17 protein-coding genes and 1 pseudogene are annotated in these 19,152 nt (G+C 43.4%); 2 read left to right on the top strand and 16 right to left on the bottom strand.

The window, feature by feature from the left end:
- Nucleotides 1-245: 245 nt before the first annotated feature.
- From AACT52_RS04885 to AACT52_RS04830, 12 genes and pseudogenes are all read right to left on the bottom strand, one after another.
- Nucleotides 246-2,531, bottom strand: coding sequence for a TOMM precursor leader peptide-binding protein (locus tag AACT52_RS04885; RefSeq protein WP_073629548.1), 2,286 nt, complete (start codon nt 2,529-2,531; stop codon nt 246-248).
- 504 nt (nt 2,532-3,035) lie between these two features.
- Nucleotides 3,036-3,560 carry a hypothetical protein gene (locus AACT52_RS04880; protein ID WP_073629546.1) on the bottom strand — a complete coding sequence of 175 codons (525 nt, stop codon included), beginning with the start codon at nt 3,558-3,560 and terminating at the stop codon, nt 3,036-3,038.
- Between the two features lie 289 nt (nt 3,561-3,849).
- A complete protein-coding gene (locus AACT52_RS04875; RefSeq protein WP_073629544.1) occupies nt 3,850-4,332 on the bottom strand; it encodes a hypothetical protein in 483 nt (160 codons plus the stop codon).
- Nucleotides 4,333-5,244: 912 nt separating this feature from the next.
- Nucleotides 5,245-7,830 (bottom strand): AAA-like domain-containing protein, encoded by a 2,586-nt coding sequence (locus AACT52_RS04870; protein ID WP_073629542.1) that lies wholly within the window; start codon nt 7,828-7,830, stop codon nt 5,245-5,247.
- A gap of 521 nt (nt 7,831-8,351) precedes the next feature.
- Nucleotides 8,352-9,053, bottom strand: coding sequence for an NAD(P)H-dependent oxidoreductase (locus AACT52_RS04865; protein ID WP_073629540.1), 702 nt, complete (start codon nt 9,051-9,053; stop codon nt 8,352-8,354).
- A 36-nt stretch (nt 9,054-9,089) separates the two neighbouring features.
- A pseudogene (locus tag AACT52_RS41205) lies at nt 9,090-9,239 on the bottom strand (alpha/beta fold hydrolase); the annotation flags it as partial.
- A 331-nt stretch (nt 9,240-9,570) separates the two neighbouring features.
- A complete protein-coding gene (locus tag AACT52_RS04855; protein ID WP_073629538.1) occupies nt 9,571-10,764 on the bottom strand; it encodes an MFS transporter in 1,194 nt (397 codons plus the stop codon).
- A gap of 468 nt (nt 10,765-11,232) precedes the next feature.
- The gene (locus AACT52_RS04850) at nt 11,233-11,931 is read right to left on the bottom strand and encodes a glutathione binding-like protein (protein ID WP_073629536.1); all 699 of its coding nucleotides are present in this window, start codon (nt 11,929-11,931) and stop codon (nt 11,233-11,235) included.
- A gap of 82 nt (nt 11,932-12,013) precedes the next feature.
- Nucleotides 12,014-12,361, bottom strand: a complete 348-nt coding sequence (locus tag AACT52_RS04845; protein ID WP_073629534.1) for a GFA family protein — start codon at nt 12,359-12,361, stop codon at nt 12,014-12,016.
- Nucleotides 12,362-12,420: 59 nt separating this feature from the next.
- On the bottom strand, nt 12,421-13,206 hold the full coding sequence (locus AACT52_RS04840; protein ID WP_073629532.1) for a class I SAM-dependent methyltransferase: 786 nt from the start codon (nt 13,204-13,206) through the stop codon (nt 12,421-12,423).
- Between the two features lie 28 nt (nt 13,207-13,234).
- The gene (locus AACT52_RS04835; RefSeq protein WP_073629530.1) at nt 13,235-13,924 is read right to left on the bottom strand and encodes an SDR family NAD(P)-dependent oxidoreductase; all 690 of its coding nucleotides are present in this window, start codon (nt 13,922-13,924) and stop codon (nt 13,235-13,237) included.
- Between the two features lie 15 nt (nt 13,925-13,939).
- Nucleotides 13,940-15,262 (bottom strand): MFS transporter, encoded by a 1,323-nt coding sequence (locus AACT52_RS04830; protein WP_073629528.1) that lies wholly within the window; start codon nt 15,260-15,262, stop codon nt 13,940-13,942.
- Between AACT52_RS04830 and AACT52_RS04825 the strand changes: the two genes are divergently transcribed.
- Nucleotides 15,261-15,383 carry a hypothetical protein gene (locus tag AACT52_RS04825; RefSeq protein WP_339374967.1) on the top strand — a complete coding sequence of 41 codons (123 nt, stop codon included), beginning with the start codon at nt 15,261-15,263 and terminating at the stop codon, nt 15,381-15,383. The two genes, AACT52_RS04830 and AACT52_RS04825, sit on opposite strands and share 2 nt — an antisense overlap.
- 29 nt (nt 15,384-15,412) lie before the next feature.
- On the opposite strand, the gene AACT52_RS04820 is transcribed toward AACT52_RS04825, so the two are convergent.
- From AACT52_RS04820 to trxA, 4 genes are all read right to left on the bottom strand, one after another.
- Complete coding sequence (locus tag AACT52_RS04820; protein WP_073629526.1) at nt 15,413-16,084, bottom strand: nitroreductase family protein; 672 nt, start codon at nt 16,082-16,084, stop codon at nt 15,413-15,415.
- A gap of 78 nt (nt 16,085-16,162) precedes the next feature.
- The gene (locus AACT52_RS04815) at nt 16,163-17,278 is read right to left on the bottom strand and encodes an alkene reductase (protein ID WP_073629524.1); all 1,116 of its coding nucleotides are present in this window, start codon (nt 17,276-17,278) and stop codon (nt 16,163-16,165) included.
- 134 nt (nt 17,279-17,412) lie between these two features.
- Nucleotides 17,413-18,207 (bottom strand): SDR family NAD(P)-dependent oxidoreductase, encoded by a 795-nt coding sequence (locus AACT52_RS04810; RefSeq protein WP_073629522.1) that lies wholly within the window; start codon nt 18,205-18,207, stop codon nt 17,413-17,415.
- Nucleotides 18,208-18,382: 175 nt separating this feature from the next.
- Nucleotides 18,383-18,706, bottom strand: a complete 324-nt coding sequence (gene trxA / locus AACT52_RS04805) for a thioredoxin (protein ID WP_073629520.1) — start codon at nt 18,704-18,706, stop codon at nt 18,383-18,385.
- Between the two features lie 78 nt (nt 18,707-18,784).
- Here trxA and AACT52_RS04800 point away from each other — a divergent pair, with 78 nt between their 5' ends.
- Nucleotides 18,785-19,141 carry an ArsR/SmtB family transcription factor gene (locus AACT52_RS04800; protein WP_073629518.1) on the top strand — a complete coding sequence of 119 codons (357 nt, stop codon included), beginning with the start codon at nt 18,785-18,787 and terminating at the stop codon, nt 19,139-19,141.
- Nucleotides 19,142-19,152 lie beyond the last annotated feature (11 nt).

Raw genomic sequence — 19,152 nt, 5'->3', positions numbered from 1 at the left:
CTAAGCGCGTTCGCCGTCAGGCGTGCCGCAGGCAAGACAGCGCTTACTACGAAGCCTTAGCGCATATTCTATTCGCCCAATCGGTTCAGAATTTCTCATGAATGATTTAGGATTGCTATAGTGGTTTGTCCCATTAATTCTGGTGGGTTGTAGAAACGTTGCATCTGAGCGTTCGTACAGAGTTTTGATGATACACAAATCAATCAAAACTAATGCGATGAACCACTAGTGGTACAAGATGTGAATTACATCCACATTGGAAAAGGGTTGAGTTGGTTTTCCTGCAGTGGCTCTTGTAACCAACCCAATTGAACAGGAACATCATAAAGCCTTCCAGAATCTAACCTTTTCCAAAAGTGACGCATTCCCGGAACGATAACCTTCACCACCTTGAGTCCAATATCGGGACGCGTTTGATCCAGAACCAGCATTTCCATACCATGTTTCTCAGCAATTTGCTTGCAGGTCATGACATCTTCCAGCAAATTATCACTCCAAACTTGGGGATAATCAGAAGACACTTTTGGCACAACGCTTTCATCGGGAACCAGATAAGGTTGATTTTCCAGAGTAGCAGTTTTCCACCAGTCTCTTGCCAGTTGATCCGCAGATGAGGGGTATTGAGTACTTCCATCCATATCAGCTGATAAAACTGCAGGCAGCGATTGGTTTACCTCGGTGAGCGCTCTTAGAATAGCGATTTTTGGATCAAAATGGGCACCGAAGCCAAAGATGATGTCTTCTACCTCTTTATCTGTTCTCCGACTCATGGCGGCAAAAGCTGGTATGTTTAAATCATTGGTGATATCTAGAACCCAAAGTTCACGATGGAGAGTTTGGTAGTAATTTTTCAGATTTTGAAAATACAACTCATCAAAACTATCTAAATCTACCCTTGGTCGCTTGACACGGTTATACCACCACAACGCTATACAATCCCGCTCCACTATTTCCATAAAACCTTGGAGGATTGCCTCTTCCAAGGTATTGCCAGCAGCACAGCCATTGGATTCAGCCCAACAATCAGGCTTTGACGGTTGGGGATAGCCGTAATAGCAGTAAGCGGTTGGCAAATATTTAAATTCTTGATGAGTTAAAGACCAAACAGGTGTCCAGTCAATTTCTCTTTCTTCATCGAATAATTCTGGAACCTTTTGAAACACATTAGAACAGTTCGCATTCCATTCCTCACGGTTTCTGTATTGCTCTTGGCTAAAATTCATACAGGCGTTAGGATGAATTGCTGCCTCTCCTATTTTTTGGTAGCTGCCTTTGTGTCTGATTTCGTCTCCTTGAAAAACTCCAGAATATCTCTCAATCGCTTCACAAAAACCGCTTGCCCTAGCTTGCGGATCTGTCTTCCCTTTACCCGCACTTCTACCACCGATATTTTGGCGTAAGGAGTCCAATGTATCGAACATAGAAGCACAATGATGCTTAGCAGCATAAATATGGGTCAAACCATTCACGCATTGTGGTAACTGCCTGAGTTCTCGGACAACTCCTGTAATCGGGCTAATGTGGTGTTGATATTTCTTCAGTGTTTCTTCCGGAGAAACACAACGATGTCCTCCATCTGCGGTAAAAGTTTTCTTGCGGTTTCCTAAAACAATGGGCAAGGGTTTGCGATTCAAATCTGGATTTCCACAGCAAGGGCACTGGGGACGCTTAACAAGGATGTGATTTTGGGTCTCTAGAGACAGGGTATCGTGGGTGACTAAAACACCTTCAAGTCGTTTGTTCTCACCCTGTACAATCCATTTAAAGATTTCCGTGGCTGCCATGCCTAGTGCAGCTTGCAATGTTGAAGGAAGGAAACTCAGAGGGGTTGGTATAGGGGTTGAAACATCCTTGCGTCTCTGAATAAACCCTTCAACAGGGCGGTTGGCTCGCAAACGCTGGGCTAAGCACTCCCAACAACCTGTTTTCCCTGGATGAAATATTGGTCCAATCCAAAGAATTGTTCCTACTGGTTTGACCAGCATCCAAGGACGTTGATCCTGCAAGGCTTTTTTATTAAAGGCGTCCAAATCTTCTTGCAGATAGTCATCGGTCAAAACCACCACGATGTCTCCCTCATCAGAAACTTGGATATGCAGGGATTCAAGAGTGGAAATCAATTCTGAGGTAGCAAGAGAACCGAAAGTTTTGACTGCAATTTTAGTCCTTTGCAATCGACAGTTAGCCTCTTGTGGGCTGACGTTCAAAGTCTCACAAAAAGCTGTTAATGCAGATGGCAGGGTTATATCACTTTCAGTAATATAACCCTGCTGTTCCATCTGCATGAGAGCATAATAAACATTGGCGCTAGTAGAGATAAGCTCTTGAGCAGAGGCATTTCTTGGCAGTAGTTCTGGGAGAATTTTGTCCACAATTTCGTCAACGCTATGCTGACCATTCAGCATAGGTGTTAACAATTGATAGAGATGACCCCTCAGCAAAAAAGAATTTCTATCAGAGATAAGAAAGACGCTTTCTGATTCAACACTTTCAACTTGAAAACAATTCTTTAACTGTGGCTTATTAAGCATGGCAATCTCTTTTTTATGGTATGTAACTCCGCTAGGTTAAGTACTCTAGCGGAGTATTTTTAAGTAAGTAGGCGAGAAAAAATCAAACTATGTAAAGAAAACTAAAGCTTGGAAACTCGTTCGTAGTAAGCGCTAAAGCGCTAAAGCGCTTACTACATACCTTTAATTATTTACCTGACTTTTCACGGCATGTTTAAAACCTCTCCCCCAACCCCTCTCCTACAAGGAGAGGGGAGCTAATGTACTCCCCCTTCCCTTGTAGGGAAGGGGGTCGGGGGGTTAGGTTTTACGTTAGTTTTTCCACATGACGTGAAAAGTCAGAATTATTTACACCGACCTACTTATACCAATTCTTTTTAAAGATCCATAGAATGAGCCTGGGTCGCCAGGCTTTGTTTGTATAGCCCCAGGCTTCCAGCCTGACCGATAATTTGCAACCTCACATAGAATTGGTATTACCTCAATGTAGATGTTTCCTCCAATTAATTTGAAGTAAGAGAAACTTCAGCACGAAGTTAGAGGAATATAAGGGGTAGTAGGGTATAAAGTATCAGGGTCATTGTTGTTAACCCATTCTTCTAACTGCTCATCTTTAACTTCATTTGGTCGTGGAGGATACGGTAAGATATATACTATTTCACCCACGTCTTCTGTAAGAACCCCTTTGTAGGAACTCCAGTCTACAACGACCTTTGTTGGACCGAAAAACCCTTCAAGATCAATACCGTGCTTTTTCAGAAGATTTTTTATCTCATTCGAGTTACGCCTAAAGATAACTCTCTTGATTTCCATTCCTTCTGGATCATTTGGTAGCCATGATTTGGCAATAATTTGGGAAACTTTTTTAGATTGGCTCTTGAAGTCTCCGTAAACCCTGCACTCCTCAGCCTCTGGGTTGGTATCACAGTGCTGCTTGAATTCTTCATATTTCCTGCATTCATTAGCCTCTGGGTTAGCATCACAGCACTGCTCAAGCTGGGAGAGTTTTATAGATTGACTCTTGAATCTACCACTGATTTCATTGTTCATAACTTGATACCCTGAAAAGCATTGTGAACATCATGGCATCATGCATTTAGATGTGTCTATAAGAACTACATTTAATTAAACAGAAGTCTGATAAATGTTACATACTAATAGAAAAATTTACATACATATTTTGACAGATTTTCTTTATTAAAACTAAAGGTTCACTCTTTTGTAAAGTTAATCTTTAGAAAGTAGATTGTTTAGTATCAGCCTTACCATAAAAACATGAATCATTGCCTCAATAAAATGAGACAATGATTCATTATCTGCAAGTTATATTAGAAAAACTTCAACATGAAGAGAGAGGAATATAGGGGTCAAGAGGAAATTTATTATCAGGATTAGTATCATTTACCCACCTTTCTAGTTGCTCATCTGTAACTACAGCAGGTCGTGGAGGGTAAGGTAATATATAGGTGTTCGCTCTATTTGATATCGCTCCTAAAGTCGTTGTTTCTTTTAAATTTCCAAAAAAAGTATCCCAACTTACCTCGATATTTATTGAAACGCGGAAAAAGCCTTCAAGATCAACATCGTGGTTTTTCAGCCAATTTTTTATTTCCTCTGAGTCACCTCTCAAAAGTATTTTTCTAAATTCTGCTCCCTCTGGATCATTTGGTAGCCATGATTTGGCAATGAGTTGGGAAAGCTTTTTATTGATAAACAAGAAATCTTGTTTATCAATGACTTCTGCCCCTCTAGTGTTACTTGACTCTTCAGTTATTTGATTGAAAAAATCATCAAATTTATCTTGATATATTTGAAGGCTCATACCTGATAACTCCCTTGTAAACTGTGTTAATTATCCCATGTCGATACGATAAATCATCCAATCAAAATATAAAAAAATGAGCAATAACAACTAGTGAACCGCAATTAAAAATATATGAAGGTACCCGAACAGCAAAATATATCTGAGCGGGTAAGATGCCCATTCCACAATAATTTTAAAAGATTTAAATATGCAAGTTTATTTGTACTTTAGCTTAACTCGTCATCAAGAATATCATTTTATAGCGTGTTACAGCTCATGATTCATACTAACAGATACATTTTTTCATATTTCATATAAATATGAGTTTTGTATGAGTTTCAAGGATTTTGATATGAGCTTTTCTGCAATTATTATGAATATTTATATGAGAAATTGCATCGAGATCTAGTTCTTTATTCTGACTGTTGCTTTGACATTGACTCGCCTCAAGGCATAAATAAGAAAGAACGAAAGCAGTCCTATGTGATTTATGAAAATAAACTTTGAGTAAAGGGAGCATAAATAGACCACAGTGATTTAACCAGCCGAACGTAGCTTGACCCAAAATCGTGGTTCAATTACCTAAAAATAGGTGTAAAATAGTACTAACTATTTAGTATTAAATTTGTCAACTCTTAAGATGCACATTTTAGAACGCCCCTATAGCAAGGCTTTCAGAAAGTCGAGAATGCAGGTGCATCTTTCATTTGTTGCGAGGGAGTTTAATACTTTTGAATGCGTGACTTTTGACTTTTGACTTCCCCCTCGTGGGGCGCTCATATCTTGCACCTCCCCGTATAAAACCGTATAAGCTAAAAAGATGCGCGATAAGGCTACCTGATTTTTATTGGTTTTTATCGCTAAATTAAGGGTTCTAGTTTAATACTGAGTAAGTAATTTCCATCAATTTTTCTTGGTGCAAAATGTGAATCAACCAACTCTGGTCTCACACTTGGTCTGAAAATACTGTCGATATAACTGACAACTGGGTGTGGCTAGATTGTTATCTAACTTAATCAGCCCCATACTGCTTAACTTGTAAGCAAAGACAGCTTCTAATTCTACGGGTTTAGAGGCATTCATCACCGTAGAAAGAGCGGATGCCAATTCTGGCTGCGCCTGCAAACTTGCCCTATGACGCTGCAAGTGATGGTAATAAATCCCAGTGGGTGTGGAAGCACTTTGCAGCAATTGCGCCAAAGTGACTTCTCCACGACTGAGGTGATAGAGTGCCAGGTGTACTAACGCAGGATGTCCCCCAACCATATCCATCAGCAGTTTTGCTTCCTTACCATCTGTCCAATCCAATCCAAAGCGCTGGGCTAACTGCTGCACCTGGTCTAAACTGAAACAGGTTAACTGAATCGGTAGCCCTACATTAAATGGGGACTGATGAAGCTGGAGGGGAACATAAACTTCAGTTGAGTGAACCACAATGAGGCGCAGCTTTTGCCAAATGGGCTGTCTTTTAGCGTCTTCATACCATGAACGCAACAAAGGTAAAAATTCTTTTGCCACTTGCGGATGCTCAAAAATCTGGTTGACTTCGTCCAACGCTAAAACCAGAGGAGAGTCAATTTGCTCTAGCACATAATTTCGCAAGTAAAGGGAACAGCTGACTTTGCTGCCAATATCATCATCCCAATACTCGTCTAATCTTGGCTCAAGCTCAAGCTGACGCGAGACGTTGGCACACAACCAGCGCAAAAATCGATTCAAATCGCTTAGAATGCCTTGGTCAACTTGCTCCTGCAGGTTCAGGCTCACTGTCTGGTAGCCCATGCGGTTGGCATATTCCAAAATCCTTAACAGCAGCGAGGTTTTACCCATTTCTTGAGGAGCTTTCATGCGAATTAAGGCTCCTGGGTTCATGATTTCTTCATAAACCTGTGCCTCAATCGAAGAGTGCTCAATGTAATAAGGAGAGCCAACCGAGACTAAACCACTAGGGAAACGAGGTGGCATATCCTGCTTGGCATTGGGGAAAAACTCTGTAGGAGGATTTTGTCCTAGTGGTGTTGTTGCAGAGGCTTGTGCATTAACGTAGGATTCGAGCAGCAGCCGACAGTTTTTTTTGGTCACGCGCCTGCCAATAATCTGAGAAAGTTTTTGACGCAACTCCGGGGCGACAACATTTGTAAAGTAACCAGGGCTATAGCCGCCTTGCTGGGCAATTTCGATATAGGTTTGATTCTGCCAAATGCCCCGTAGGAGTAAGATTTCTGTGCCATTGAGGGGGCGATTTTGATTGTCCAGTAGCTTTCGATTCAGATTCTCAACCAAAGAATCGAGTGTTGCTGTTTTGGAGAAAACCGGAGTTGCTAGTGGCAATCGGATGTTTGTTTGCACCCCTCTAGCATTCATGATAGAAGCTACCATTGAGGAATCTGTTTTCTGTTTCCATTTATTCCGTGCATTGTCTGACCAAATCATAGGCGCTTGGGCAGGATTCTGGAAAATGACTGGTAGCCAGGTGGCACAGGGATATTCCCCCTCTAATCCTTGCAGTCTTTCGCGTGCAGAACGCACCGCAGCGTATAAAGACTTTCCAGACGAAAATTCAGCCAAAAAATACTTTAAAAATTCTTGAGCGACCACATCCGGTACAGGCTCACGCATGACAATGACTTGTGGGATGTGCAAATCCTGGAGTTGTTGCGCCAAACCTAAACCATCACAAGAGTTGAAAATTGCTAGCTTCAAACCACGACGAATAGCTTGCTTGAGAGCATATTTTAATTGCTCTAGGGTAATCGTGTCTGTTTGATTAATTTGCAAAAATCCTTTTTGTTTACTACAACTATGACCAGCAAAAAAGAGAATATCCCAACCTTGTTGCCAAAGCTGCTCGTTTAAATGACTAAGATCGGGCTCTACTAAAAATTTAATTTCTGCTCGAGTTGATAATTTCTCTAAAAGAGTTCTATCGTGACTAATATCAATTCCTTGACTATTCCCAAAAATTGCTAAAATTCTAACTTTATCTTTGCAGTTATTGACAAGCGATTTATTCGGCCTTTGATACTCTGCAGCGCTCAAGGCAACTTCTGCGTATGGATAATCCTCAAAGAAGTTCCACAGATGCCAGGGAAGTCGTCGCAGTAAATTGTCGTTGGTTTCAATAATGAAGCGAATCTCTTCAGATGGTTTTAATTGTGTACGTAATTGCTGGTCAATTTTGCGAAACTTTGTTGAGTTGAGCCATGCATTCATTCTTTTTGACAACATCTGACATAACTCATTCATGTCAGATTCTGAAATATTAGTTACATAACCTTCTTCAATTTCAAAATAATCGTCTATCTCGATATCAAGACGCCAACTCAAACGCTGATAGAAAGCATAGTAAACCAACTGCCAATTTTGGTAGAGTTCAGAAATTTTTGGTGCGGCTGGTAAACTGGCAGTTAATTTGGTTAGGTAGGGGTTGTCTGCTTCTCCAAGCTGTGCCGTAACAGTGGCAAAGCCATCGTGTAGGTTTCCCTGACCTAAGTTTAAAACAACGAACCTACTCATAGCAGTTTAATAAAATATAAGGCTAACTGTAAACGCGACAGATACTTGGCAACGATGGAGGTAATCTCAGGATACAAGTGTTCTACCGTAACGGTGCTTTCTTGTAGCATAGGATTAAGTATGGAAGATGAAGTAAATATTCTTTGATTTATCCTTGACTTTTTATCATTTTTTTGTTATTTTTTAATTTTATTATATTTTTTTACTAGCTAGTTAAGAGTATTGCGTTTTATGACAAAAATATAACATTGTTTTTAAAGCTTGTTTTGACAATCCCTAATTTCCTAATTATTCTAGGAAATTTTAGCGTTAAACGAGTTGAAAATGTTTTTTTCTTATATTATAAATAAACTTTTGAAAATTTAAATTTGGTAGAAAACGCTATACCTAAAGTAAAAATTAGTGCTTGAGACTGATATAAAATCGGGCTAACTACTGTTTGAAATTGTTAAATACCTAGATGTAGCAGTTAACATAAATCTACTCAATCTAGGTAAAGTTTAGTATTTAACTAACTGTCATCACTGCTTCAGTTGGAAATCTTCATCAAAGTCTGCAAGCGTTGGATAGACAATAGGAGGCGTTGCATTAATCATTAACAACCGCTGCTTGTACTCCTCAAGATAGGCTTGGCGACGTTCATCCCCAATGCGACTGGCATTCCAAACGATGAAAGGTGGCAAAACATCGAAACCCACAAAGCGAAAAATCCCGTGATTAATCGGATAAAGGATGGTATGAATATCACCGTTAATACCTATTTCCGTGTACATAGTTAATGGACCACTTGTGGTGAGAGACAGCATGGCTTTTTTGCCTTGGAAAACTCCATTGTCATAAAACCTACCGTCGCCATAAATTCGCCCCATTGCAAAGACTCGGTCAACCCAACCCTTGAGGATACCAGGAAGTCCAAACCACCAAAGAGGAAACTGAAAAATTAGCACATCACACCAGTCGAGTTTTTCCATCTCCGCTTTGATGTCTGGGGCAAAGCCATCAACAACGGTTGCATACATTTCTTCGACTTGTTGCTTAAAGTAGTTTGGGTCTTTTTGAGAAGTGAAGTTGCGCTGATCCGAAACTGGATTGAACTGCATAGCATAAAGGTCGGAAATGATGACTTCATGTCCTGTGGTTTTCAAAACTTCCTTGGCATAGCGAGTCAACGTACCATTAAAACTGTTGGGTTCTGGATGGGCGTGAACAATAAAGAATTTCATAAATTTAACATCCGTCGAATTAATAAAATTAAGTTGTCATGAGACAGGCAAATGAGAGTGACATAGCTTCGCTAGGAAGTTAAGCATGAGTTGAGCCACAGCATCTGGCGACTCAATCAAGAAAGCATGACCACCACGCTTAAGCACAACTAGTTCGGCGTGAGGAATTCCTTGGGCAAGTTGCTCATCTCAGATCTTGCACCAGGCGACTAAAGTCGCGGCTACACAGGCAAAACCCGCCTACGCGGGTTCTAAACCCTTGATTTTTCGTCAGTCCGCGCAAGCGGACTTCGTTTGTATAGCCGCGATTTCTAATCGCTAGGGCTAGGTGCAAGATGTGAGTCATTAAACTTCACCGGGGTTAAAATGTCCTGCTTACCAACTAGAACCAACGTGGGGCAATGAACGTTTTTCATTCATGTTTCGTGTGTCGCTCTTCAGGATAGCCCGGCTCTGATGATACAATCCATGAGTCGTGGGCGGGAAGGGGTAATCACTCATTTTTCTCGCTTCGGTTTTATCCCAATCTAATACGCTGCTTTTGATACACATACCAGACGGAGAGTAGGGCGATCGCAACTCCAGCCACAACAAAACACGGAACGTAGCCCAAACTATCCACAACCCTACCGAAAGCTGCTGCGCCAATTCCCTGTCCGATAAACAGGTTGAACGCGAACAGCGAAACCGCAGTCCCTCGTGCTTGGGGTGCTAATTCAGTCGCTTGTGTCTGGAAAGTGCTGTGCATCATATAGAAGCCCAATCCCATTAGAATGCTCAAGGGGATAAACAGTATCGAGTTTTGGAACACGGCGATTGACAAATAGCAAGCACACATCAACCAGCCGCCGACACCAACCAGACCACTTTCACCAAGCTTGTTGACTAACCACTTGACACAACGACTGTAAATCAGTCCACCCACTCCAAAACCACCCAGCATAAACCCGATGGTGACATAAGGTAGGTTATATCGGTCTCGCAGAAATGCACCAGTGTAGGTGAACGCCGCAAAGAGAAAGCTTTCAATAAACACCGCTATAATGACATTACGAGCAGCAGGTTGCCTCATGAGTTGGTAATAAGGCTTAAAATTTACCAAACCTACCCGATTTTGTATATTCTGCTTATCAGGTATTCGGCGCGTTGCGTACCACATTGCTACAGCAATCATCAGTGACACAATCCCAAATAACAAAAAGATGTCACGCCAGCTGATATATTCTCCAAAAATACCTCCCAAACTGCCGCCAAGAATTTGACCCAACATAAGCGCACTTAAGTAACGTCCAATTGCAGTTTGGCGTTCCTCGTAAGGGAAATTGTCGCCAATATAAGCTAGTGAGAGCGGGATAATCCCACCAGCAGCCATCCCCGTGAGAAAACGCAGCAATGTCAGTAACGCGATATTAGGTACAAACGCACAGACTGCTGTTCCAACAGCAAATGCAGCCATCGCTGCTGTCATCACCTTTAACTTGCCGATACGGTCTCCAAGTGGACCGTAAACTAACTGGAACAGTCCATAAGGAATACTGTAAGCACTGACAATTATTGCCGCGCTACCTACACCGACTTTAAACTCATTGGCAATGATGTGAAGCAGGGGAGCAATCACTCGCACATCAGCAAAGACCATAAAAGCAGCAGCGCCTAGTAGTCCCAATGAAACGCGCTGCTTACCTGGTTTTTCTGTTGTAGAACTATCCACTTATGTCTCCTATTCTTTGGGTGGCAGACAATATTGCTCAACTTATAACTTTAGTCTTGCAGCAAGTTCCGATCCTTTGGAAACCCTTGCCATGAACCCACTTTACCTCACCCCAACCTTCTAGGAACTTGCAGACAGGGGAAGGGAGGCTCTTGAGGTTGTTCGTTTTTTATAAGTGTTCATCCAGACATCATATAATACCGAGTTGCGTTCATACGTATCACCTCACCCCTGCCCCTCTCCGATGCCTTGGAGAGGGGTGCCCGGAGGGCGGGGTGAGGTAATTGAGCCGCAACTTAGTATAAGACTCAAGCTGAGGACTACAAATAAACACAGATAAACACAGATGTAATTTTATCTGTGTCCATCTGTGTCCATCTGTGGTTTTTTATCCTCTAAAACGAGGAAATTTGGGGAAAATGTGGGGAACGATGAGTGAAGCAGTTGACAATACTTACAAAGTATGTACTAACGCTGAATCGTTTTCGCCGACTGGTTGAATAACAAATCTCTAGACTTTTCTGGATCAAGCGCCTGATTTTTGAAGGCTTCTGCCTTCTCGTAAGCACGAATCACTGCTGGACGCGCTTGAATGGTTTCAAACCAGCGCTTGAGGTTGGGGAAGTCCTCTAATTTTTGGCTTTGGCTCTCATATGGCACGATCCAAGGATAGGCAGCAATATCGGCGATGGAATAATCACCAGCCACAAACTCCCTATCTGCCAACCGCTTATCCAAGACAGCGTATAAACGTGCTGTCTCATTCACATAGCGCTTAATAGCATAGTCAATCTTTTCGGGAGCATACCTGTTGAAGTGGTGATTCTGTCCCGCCATTGGTCCTAAACCCCCCATCTGCCAGAATAACCATTGGAGAACTTCAACACGTCCATGCAAATCTTGAGGAATCAACTTCCCAGTTTTTTCTGCCAAATACAGCAAGATTGCACCCGATTCAAAAACAGAAATTGGCTCACCTCCTCCTGCTGGTTCATGGTCTACAATTGCCGGAATGCGATTGTTAGGAGAAATCTTGAGAAATTCAGGTTTAAACTGATCTCCAGCACCAATGTTGATAGGAACAATCGTATAAGGTAGTTCAACTTCTTCAAGGAAGATTGTAATTTTGTGACCGTTTGGTGTTGTCCAATAATAAAGTTCAATCATTGTTCTTTCTCCTAAATTGTTCAATTGTTTTGTTTAAGTGAACGCTGGATAACAGATGCATAAACAACACTCTGCACCCTGGCTACTCGTATGAGCGACCATCAACAAGCCCAGGCTGTAGCTCAAAGGAATCAACATCTTCTAAGCACGCGACATTAATTCCATAAAAATCGGGAGCAACGCGGGGTCTGTGGAAGGGATAAATGCCGCAAACCTTACAAAAATAGTGCTTTGCTGTTTTTGTATGAAATTGGTAGAGGGTAAGATAGTCTTCGCCAGCTATCAAAGTGAATTGTTCTGCGGGAACGCGATGCATGATTGCACCTCTTCTGGAGCACAAAGAGCAATTGCATCGCACAACTCGATCAAGATTCGTTGTCACTTCAAATTGAACTTTGCCACAATGACAGCGACCACTATACTTTTTCATCTCACTCTCCAAAAATCCTTAAAACCAGCAGCGCTCAATCTAACAATTTCAGCGTTAACTTAAGATTGCGGTGATTTAGCAATAACTGCAAAAACTCTATGGTGAACCTGAAGAATCGGTTCTGGATATTTTGCTTGGAGTAATGTTGCTAGTTCACGATCAAATACTTCTACTTTATCTGATGTCAAGCTGGCTCTTACACCAGCACTAGCACGAATTCGCCCACGCCAGTCTTCATGGGTGTAAGGAACAAACACATCGTAAGAAAATGTTTGTATTTCTTGAAATCCTCCCTCAGCAAGATCTCGTAACCATAATGGATGCAAACCATTTGTGTTTGCTGCTGAACCGCCACCCATCTTCCAGTTTGGATTATGAGCTTCTATCAGTTGTTCTGTTGCTTCAACGACATTACCTTTTAAGGGTATCCAATCGAAATGGGCAATGACAATGTAGCCATTTGCTTTGAGTATACGCGTAACTTCTTGCACAGCGCGCGATCGCTCAAACCAATGCCAGCATTGTCCAGCTGTAACAACATCAGCACTTGCGTCTGGTAAGCCAGTATTCTCAGCAGTAGCGACTCGATAATCTAGTTGGAGTTGAGCAGCTTTGCTTAACTGTTTGGCTTGTTCTAGGAGTGATGTTGATGGATCTATCCCAATCACATGACAACCTCTAGCCGCAAAGCCGCGTGCTAGTGTTCCTGTTCCTGTACCAAGATCCACAATATTCTGTCCTGGTAAACCGATACCCTGTTCAGACAGTCTGTCAAATAATGAACTGGGAAAACCGGCGCGGTGTTTTGCGTAATCACTAGCAGTTAAACCAAAATCAATTTTCATTAGTATCTTTAGTACACCATTGTCTTAACTAGAAATGCTCTACCCAGGGTCGAAGTTCTACTTCCCATGTCCAAGCACTCCGGGGCTGACGCAAAATGTTGAGATAAGTTAAGGCGATCGCATCAGGGTCAAGTGTACTATCGGGTTTGTCTGCCGGATCTGGGCGTACTGCTGAACGGATTGCACCATCAATGACAAAATGCGCCACATGGATATTTTTTGGTGCTAGTTCCCGCGCAATGCTTTGAGCCAAACCACGCAGTGCAAATTTGCCCATTGCAAAGGGAGCAGATTGCGGATAACCCTTCACACTTGCTGAAGCTCCTGTAAAGAAGATAGCACCGCCTCCCTGCTCCAACATCCGTTTAGCAGCAGCTTGAGCAACCAGAAAGCCACCATAGGCAGTGATATCTAAAGTTTTCGCTACGTCGGTAGGATCTAAATCAATAAGAGGTCCCCGGACTCGAAAACTGGGATTATAAACGACGATATTAGGGGAACCTACTTTATTTTCAACATCAATAAATAACTGCTCTACTTCGTCCGGTTTGGAGACATCGGCGGCGAAGGTAGCAGCACCAATCTCACTGCTTAGCTGACTCAGTTTATCAATTTGACGAGCAGCTAAAGCCACGGTTATTCCTTCTTTTGCAAACAAGCGGGCTATAGATGCACTCAATCCACTACCTGCTCCGACAATCAAAGCTATTGCTGACATTTGCTCGGTTCCTCCTTAAGGATGAAGTTGGGCTGGAGAAAGCTGAGAATCTCTTGAATTTGGACGTTGATCAATACGAAGAACAAGCACAGCTGCAATTAAGCACAGAATACCAGACAGGATAAATGCCTGTAGATAACTGCCCTGCCAAGTTCTCAGCGCCCCTGCTCCGAATGCTGCTGTGGCTGCGCCGATTTGATGTGCTGCAACTATCCAGCCAAACATCACACCCGCTTTTTCTTTGCCAAACACATTGGTAGTTAGCCGCACGGTGGGGGGTACCGTGGCAATCCAATCAAGACCGTAGAACACTGCGAAAATGGAGAGTCCGTAGAAATGGGGGTCGAAACTGAAAGGCAAGAAGATTAAGGACAACCCTCGCAGTCCGTAGTACCAAAACAACAGGTGGCGGTTGTTCCAGCGGTCAGACAGCCAGCCTGAGGCTGTGGTCCCGACAAAATCAAATATCCCCATCACGGCTAACAGCCCTGCTGCTTTGATTTCAGGAATTCCGTGGTCGATACAGGCGGGAATGAGATGGGTGCCGATTAGTCCATTGGTGCTGGCACCGCAGATAAAAAAACTACCAGACAACAACCAGAAATCGCGTCTACGCATTCCCAATCTCAGTGTACTCAGGGTGGAGGCAATAGGGTTGACACTGCGATGCCGCACCTCCACCGTTTCGGAGTGATCACCAAACGCTCGTAAGCCAACTTGAGAAGGGCGATGGCGCAGAGCGCCCGCTTCGCGAACGCGCATCAATAGCGCAATCAGAGGAATAATCAACACAGCAACACCAGCAATGGTTAGAACGGCACTCCGCCACCCGAAGCGTTCGACTAATGATGCCAGCATTGGGAGAAACACCAATTGTCCGGTAGCAGTGCTTGCAGTTAAGACACCGAGAACCAAACCCCGTCGTTCCACAAACCAGCGATTGACGACAACAGCACCCAAAACTAAAGCAATGACGCCAGTACCGCTACCTACGACTACCCCCCATAGCAGAACCAGTTGCCATGATGCTGACATCAGTGTAGTTAAGCTGACGCCAACGCCGAGTAAGGCGAGAGCAAACACCATCGTGCGTCGAATCCCGATTTGCTCTAAGACTGCTGCGGCAAAAGGTCCAATCAACCCGTAGAGTATCAAGTTAATAGAAATCGCCAGTGAGATAGTTGCTCTAGACCAACCAAACTCGTGTTCAAGAGGGACAATAAGTACACTGGGAGTGGCACGAATTCCAGCAGCGACTAGCAAGGCTAAGAAAGTTAAGCCCGCAACCAGCCAGCCATAATGAAGCGAACGACGCGCTAGATATGAGGCTATGGACATGGTTTTTTCTTTGGTAGATGTTGATTTTGGTGCGATTGACTTTCGAGTCAAGCTAATCGCAGATGAGCATTGGCAAATAGACTGTACTTCGCTACTGGCTATCTGCCAACGCTCATCATGAATCTCTTTTATCTTGGTAGATTATCTCGTTCAACCTTCATAAGGGTTTCCTACTTTATCTACAAAGACGTTGTGGGCAAATGGCAAACGTCCGGGATCGCGACGCGATTCTGCTGCATATCCAACAGGGACAAGAAGAGCGATCGCAATATCTGGATTGTCTGCAGCACCAATCACTTCTTTGACTTTCTCTTCAATCCAACCATTCATAAAGCAGGTGGACAAGCCTAGACTTTCTGCTGCTAGCACCAAATGAGTCGCAGCAATGACAGCATCTTTAATTGCATATTCCCGCCGCTTGTCTCCTAGTCCTGCTTGATGCTGCGGGATAGCGGTTTTAAAGTAGTTTACCGTGCCCTCAGTCCATGCACCAGTTGCAAGTCCTTGCTCATAAATTGGCGTCAAGTCTTGTTCGCCAGCAGTAGCGTCAGCAGCAAAGACAAAAGTTACAGGCGCTTCGACAATTTGCTTTTGATTCCAAGCTGCTGCAGAAAGAGCTGCCTTTTGCTCGTCATCTTGTACAAGAATTATCCGCCAATCTTGAATGTTATAGCTACTGGGTGCTGCTACAGTTAGCTCAACAAGTTGCTTCAGTAATTCCGGGGATATGGGATCTGGTTTGAAACTTTTGATAGAACGACGCTGAATAACCGCGCTAGGTACATCCAGAGGTTTGGTTTGAAGGCTGAGTTCTTGAACCATTGGATCTGTCCGTTAATTTTTAAGAAGATTATAAGGTTGCATGACACAAATTCGTAATTCGTAATTATCAATTACGAATTACTTTGCCCCTACTAAAGAAGGGTGTTGCTCTTCCACCGTAGGATAGTCGGTATAGCCCTTTTCCCCACCGCCATAAAAGGTTGTCGTATCTGCCTCATTCAACGGTGCATTCAGAGCAAAGCGTCGGGGTAAATCCGGATTTGAGATAAACAGTGTGCCAAAGGCAACTAAGTCTGCTTCTCCTTTTGCCAAGACTGCATCGCCTTTTTCACGGGTATATCCACCATTGACTATCAATGTACCTTTGTAACGTTCCCGTATATGACTGGTTGGCACCACTGTCGCGCCATACCTAATGTCTGCTTCTATCGCCTCAAAGATATGCAGATATGCTAAATCAAACTGGTTCAACGCCTGGGCTGCGTAACCAAAAGTTACTAGCGGATTGGAGTCTTGTATGTCGTTAAAAGTTCCACTGGGAGACAGGCGTACCCCTACGCGTTTTGCACCCCAGACACCAACAACCGCCTCGGTGATCTCCAAGAGCAGCCGAGCACGATTTTCCACGGAACCGCCATAGTTATCTGTGCGCTGATTCGTACCATCCCGGAGAAATTGGTCAAGTAAATAACCATTAGCTCCGTGAACCTCCACCCCATCAAAACCAGCAGCTAGAGCATTTTCTGCCCCTTTGCGATATTGTTCGATAATTTCGGGAATCTCTGACGTTTCCAAAGCACGAGGAGTTACATATGGTTTCATGCCTTCATAGGTGAGTAGCTGACCCTTGGGTGCGATCGCAGAAGGTGCTAGCGGTAACTCGCCATTCGGTTGGAAATCAGGGTGTGAAATGCGTCCTACATGCCAGAGTTGCAGGAAAATTCTCCCTCCATACTGATGCACTGCATCTGTGACTAACTTCCAACCTTCTACTTGTTCTTGTGAATGAATACCTGGTGTGTAAGGATACCCTTGACCTTGTGGAGAAACCTGAGTCGCTTCAGCAATAATCAGCCCCGCAGAGGCGCGTTGGACATAGTAGGTGGCATTAAGTTGGTGCGGTACGTTACCCTCACCTGCCCGTTGTCGGGTTAAGGGAGCCATCACTATGCGGTTGGGCAGTTCTAAATGACCTAACTTGTAGGGAGAGAGTAAGTTAATGTTAGTGTTCATGGGTTAAATCTCTAAATTGTGTATTTTGTTTTGCCAAAAATTCAAATTCCTGGTTTATAACCAAACTCAGTTCAATCAGTCATCGGTTCTCAGTAAGCAGGCTGATGAAACTGATAACTGATAACTGATAACTGTTAAACAACTGACTGCACAACCCCGCCATCTACCCGCAAAGCTGCACCATTAGTGGCTGAAGCTATGGGACTGGATAGATACACGACCATCGCTGCTACCTCATCGATTGTTGCAAAGCGTTTGAGCAGAGAAGTTGGACGGATATTTTTGAAAAAGTCTGCTTCGACTTCACTGACACTGATACCACGCTCTTTTGCCATCTTTGCTACAAAGTTTTCCACGCCCTCTGACCGAGTGGGTCCTGCAAGAACAGAGTTGACTGTGACTTGAGTCCCAACAGTCGATTCTGCTAAACCCCTAGCAACGGCAAGCTGAGCCGTTTTGGTCATGCCATAGTGAATCATCTCAACAGGAATTTGCAGAGCAGACTCACTGGAGATAAAAATAATACGTCCCCAGTCTTGCTCTAACATCTTTGGCAGGTATTGGCGACTCAGGCGCACTCCACTGAGAACGTTAGCTTCAAAGATGTCGAACCAATCTTCATCAGTAATATCGGAAAATGCTTTTGGCTCGAAAACACCAAGATTGTTGACGAGAATATCAATGCTAGGAACTTGTTGAAAGACTTGCTCTGCTCCTTCTTTTTTTGCAAGATCGGCGACTACACCGGAAACTTTTGCTTCTGGGTTGCTTTGCTGAATTTTGTCTATAGCCTGTTCGACTCGTGCAAGAGAACGTCCAGTAATAATCACTGATGCTCCCTCTTGTGCTAATCCTCGAGCGATCGCAAAACCAATACCTGCAGTTGAACCACTCACCAGCGCAGATTTACCATGCAATTTCAAGTCCATTGCGCTCACTCCAGCAAATGATAGGATTTACGCATTATGCTCGTCTGTTAAGACTTGGTGTGAGGTGTGAGGTATAAGCTCAGTATTTTTTCCCCTATTCCCTACACCCGTCCAAATCTTAATTCGTAATTGAGTGATTTATTACAAAGTAGCAATTATCAATTACGAATTATAACTATAGATACTGCGCTAAGGTCTTGCTCAAGGTTGTTTTTGGCACTGCGCCCACCACCGTATCGACTTGCCGACCCCCCTTGAAGACTAACAGCGTAGGAATGCTGCGAATCCCATAATGGCTGGCAACAGTAGGATTTTCATCTGTGTTTAATTTCACTACTTTTACCTGCCCTGTGTATTCGGTAGCAATCTCATCTACCACGGGAGCCACCATACGACAAGGTCCACACCAAGGTGCCCAAAAGTCTACCAAGACTGGAACTTCACTTTCAAGGACTTCTTGCTTGAACGTAGATTCTGTTACATTTGCTACGGATGACATACTTGCCCTCCTATTAGTTCGTTTATTCGATATTATCGAATAATTAAAATATAGTCTACTGAATGAGATAATGCAAGTATGAGACTGCTATATCATCCAGACCGAAAACATATTTCTTTGGCAGGAGTGCTGTATGCCTTAGGCGATCCAGTGCGGCTGGAAATCGTGCGGCGACTGGCAACTCAGGGAGAGCATTGCTGTGCTGACTTCGATTTTGCCATTGCCAAGTCCACCATGTCCAATCACTTCAAAATTTTGCGGGAGTCAGGTGTCGTCTTGACTCGCAAAGAAGGAACACAGCACATTAATATGTTGCGTACAGAGGATTTGGAAGCGCTTTTTCCGGGGTTGCTGGACGCCGTGTTGCGCTCAGCTAAACCTTTGTGTGTTGGCTCCTCAAGTTATCAAAAGGCTGGTTCACAGCAAGTTTTATGAGTAAAGAGGTG

This window comes from Scytonema sp. HK-05 (assembly GCF_963872035.1).
Taxonomy (GTDB): Bacteria; Cyanobacteriota; Cyanobacteriia; order Cyanobacteriales; family Nostocaceae; genus Kalymmatonema.
Note: the sequence above shows the minus strand (reverse complement) of the source record. Positions and strands in the feature narration are given on the sequence as shown.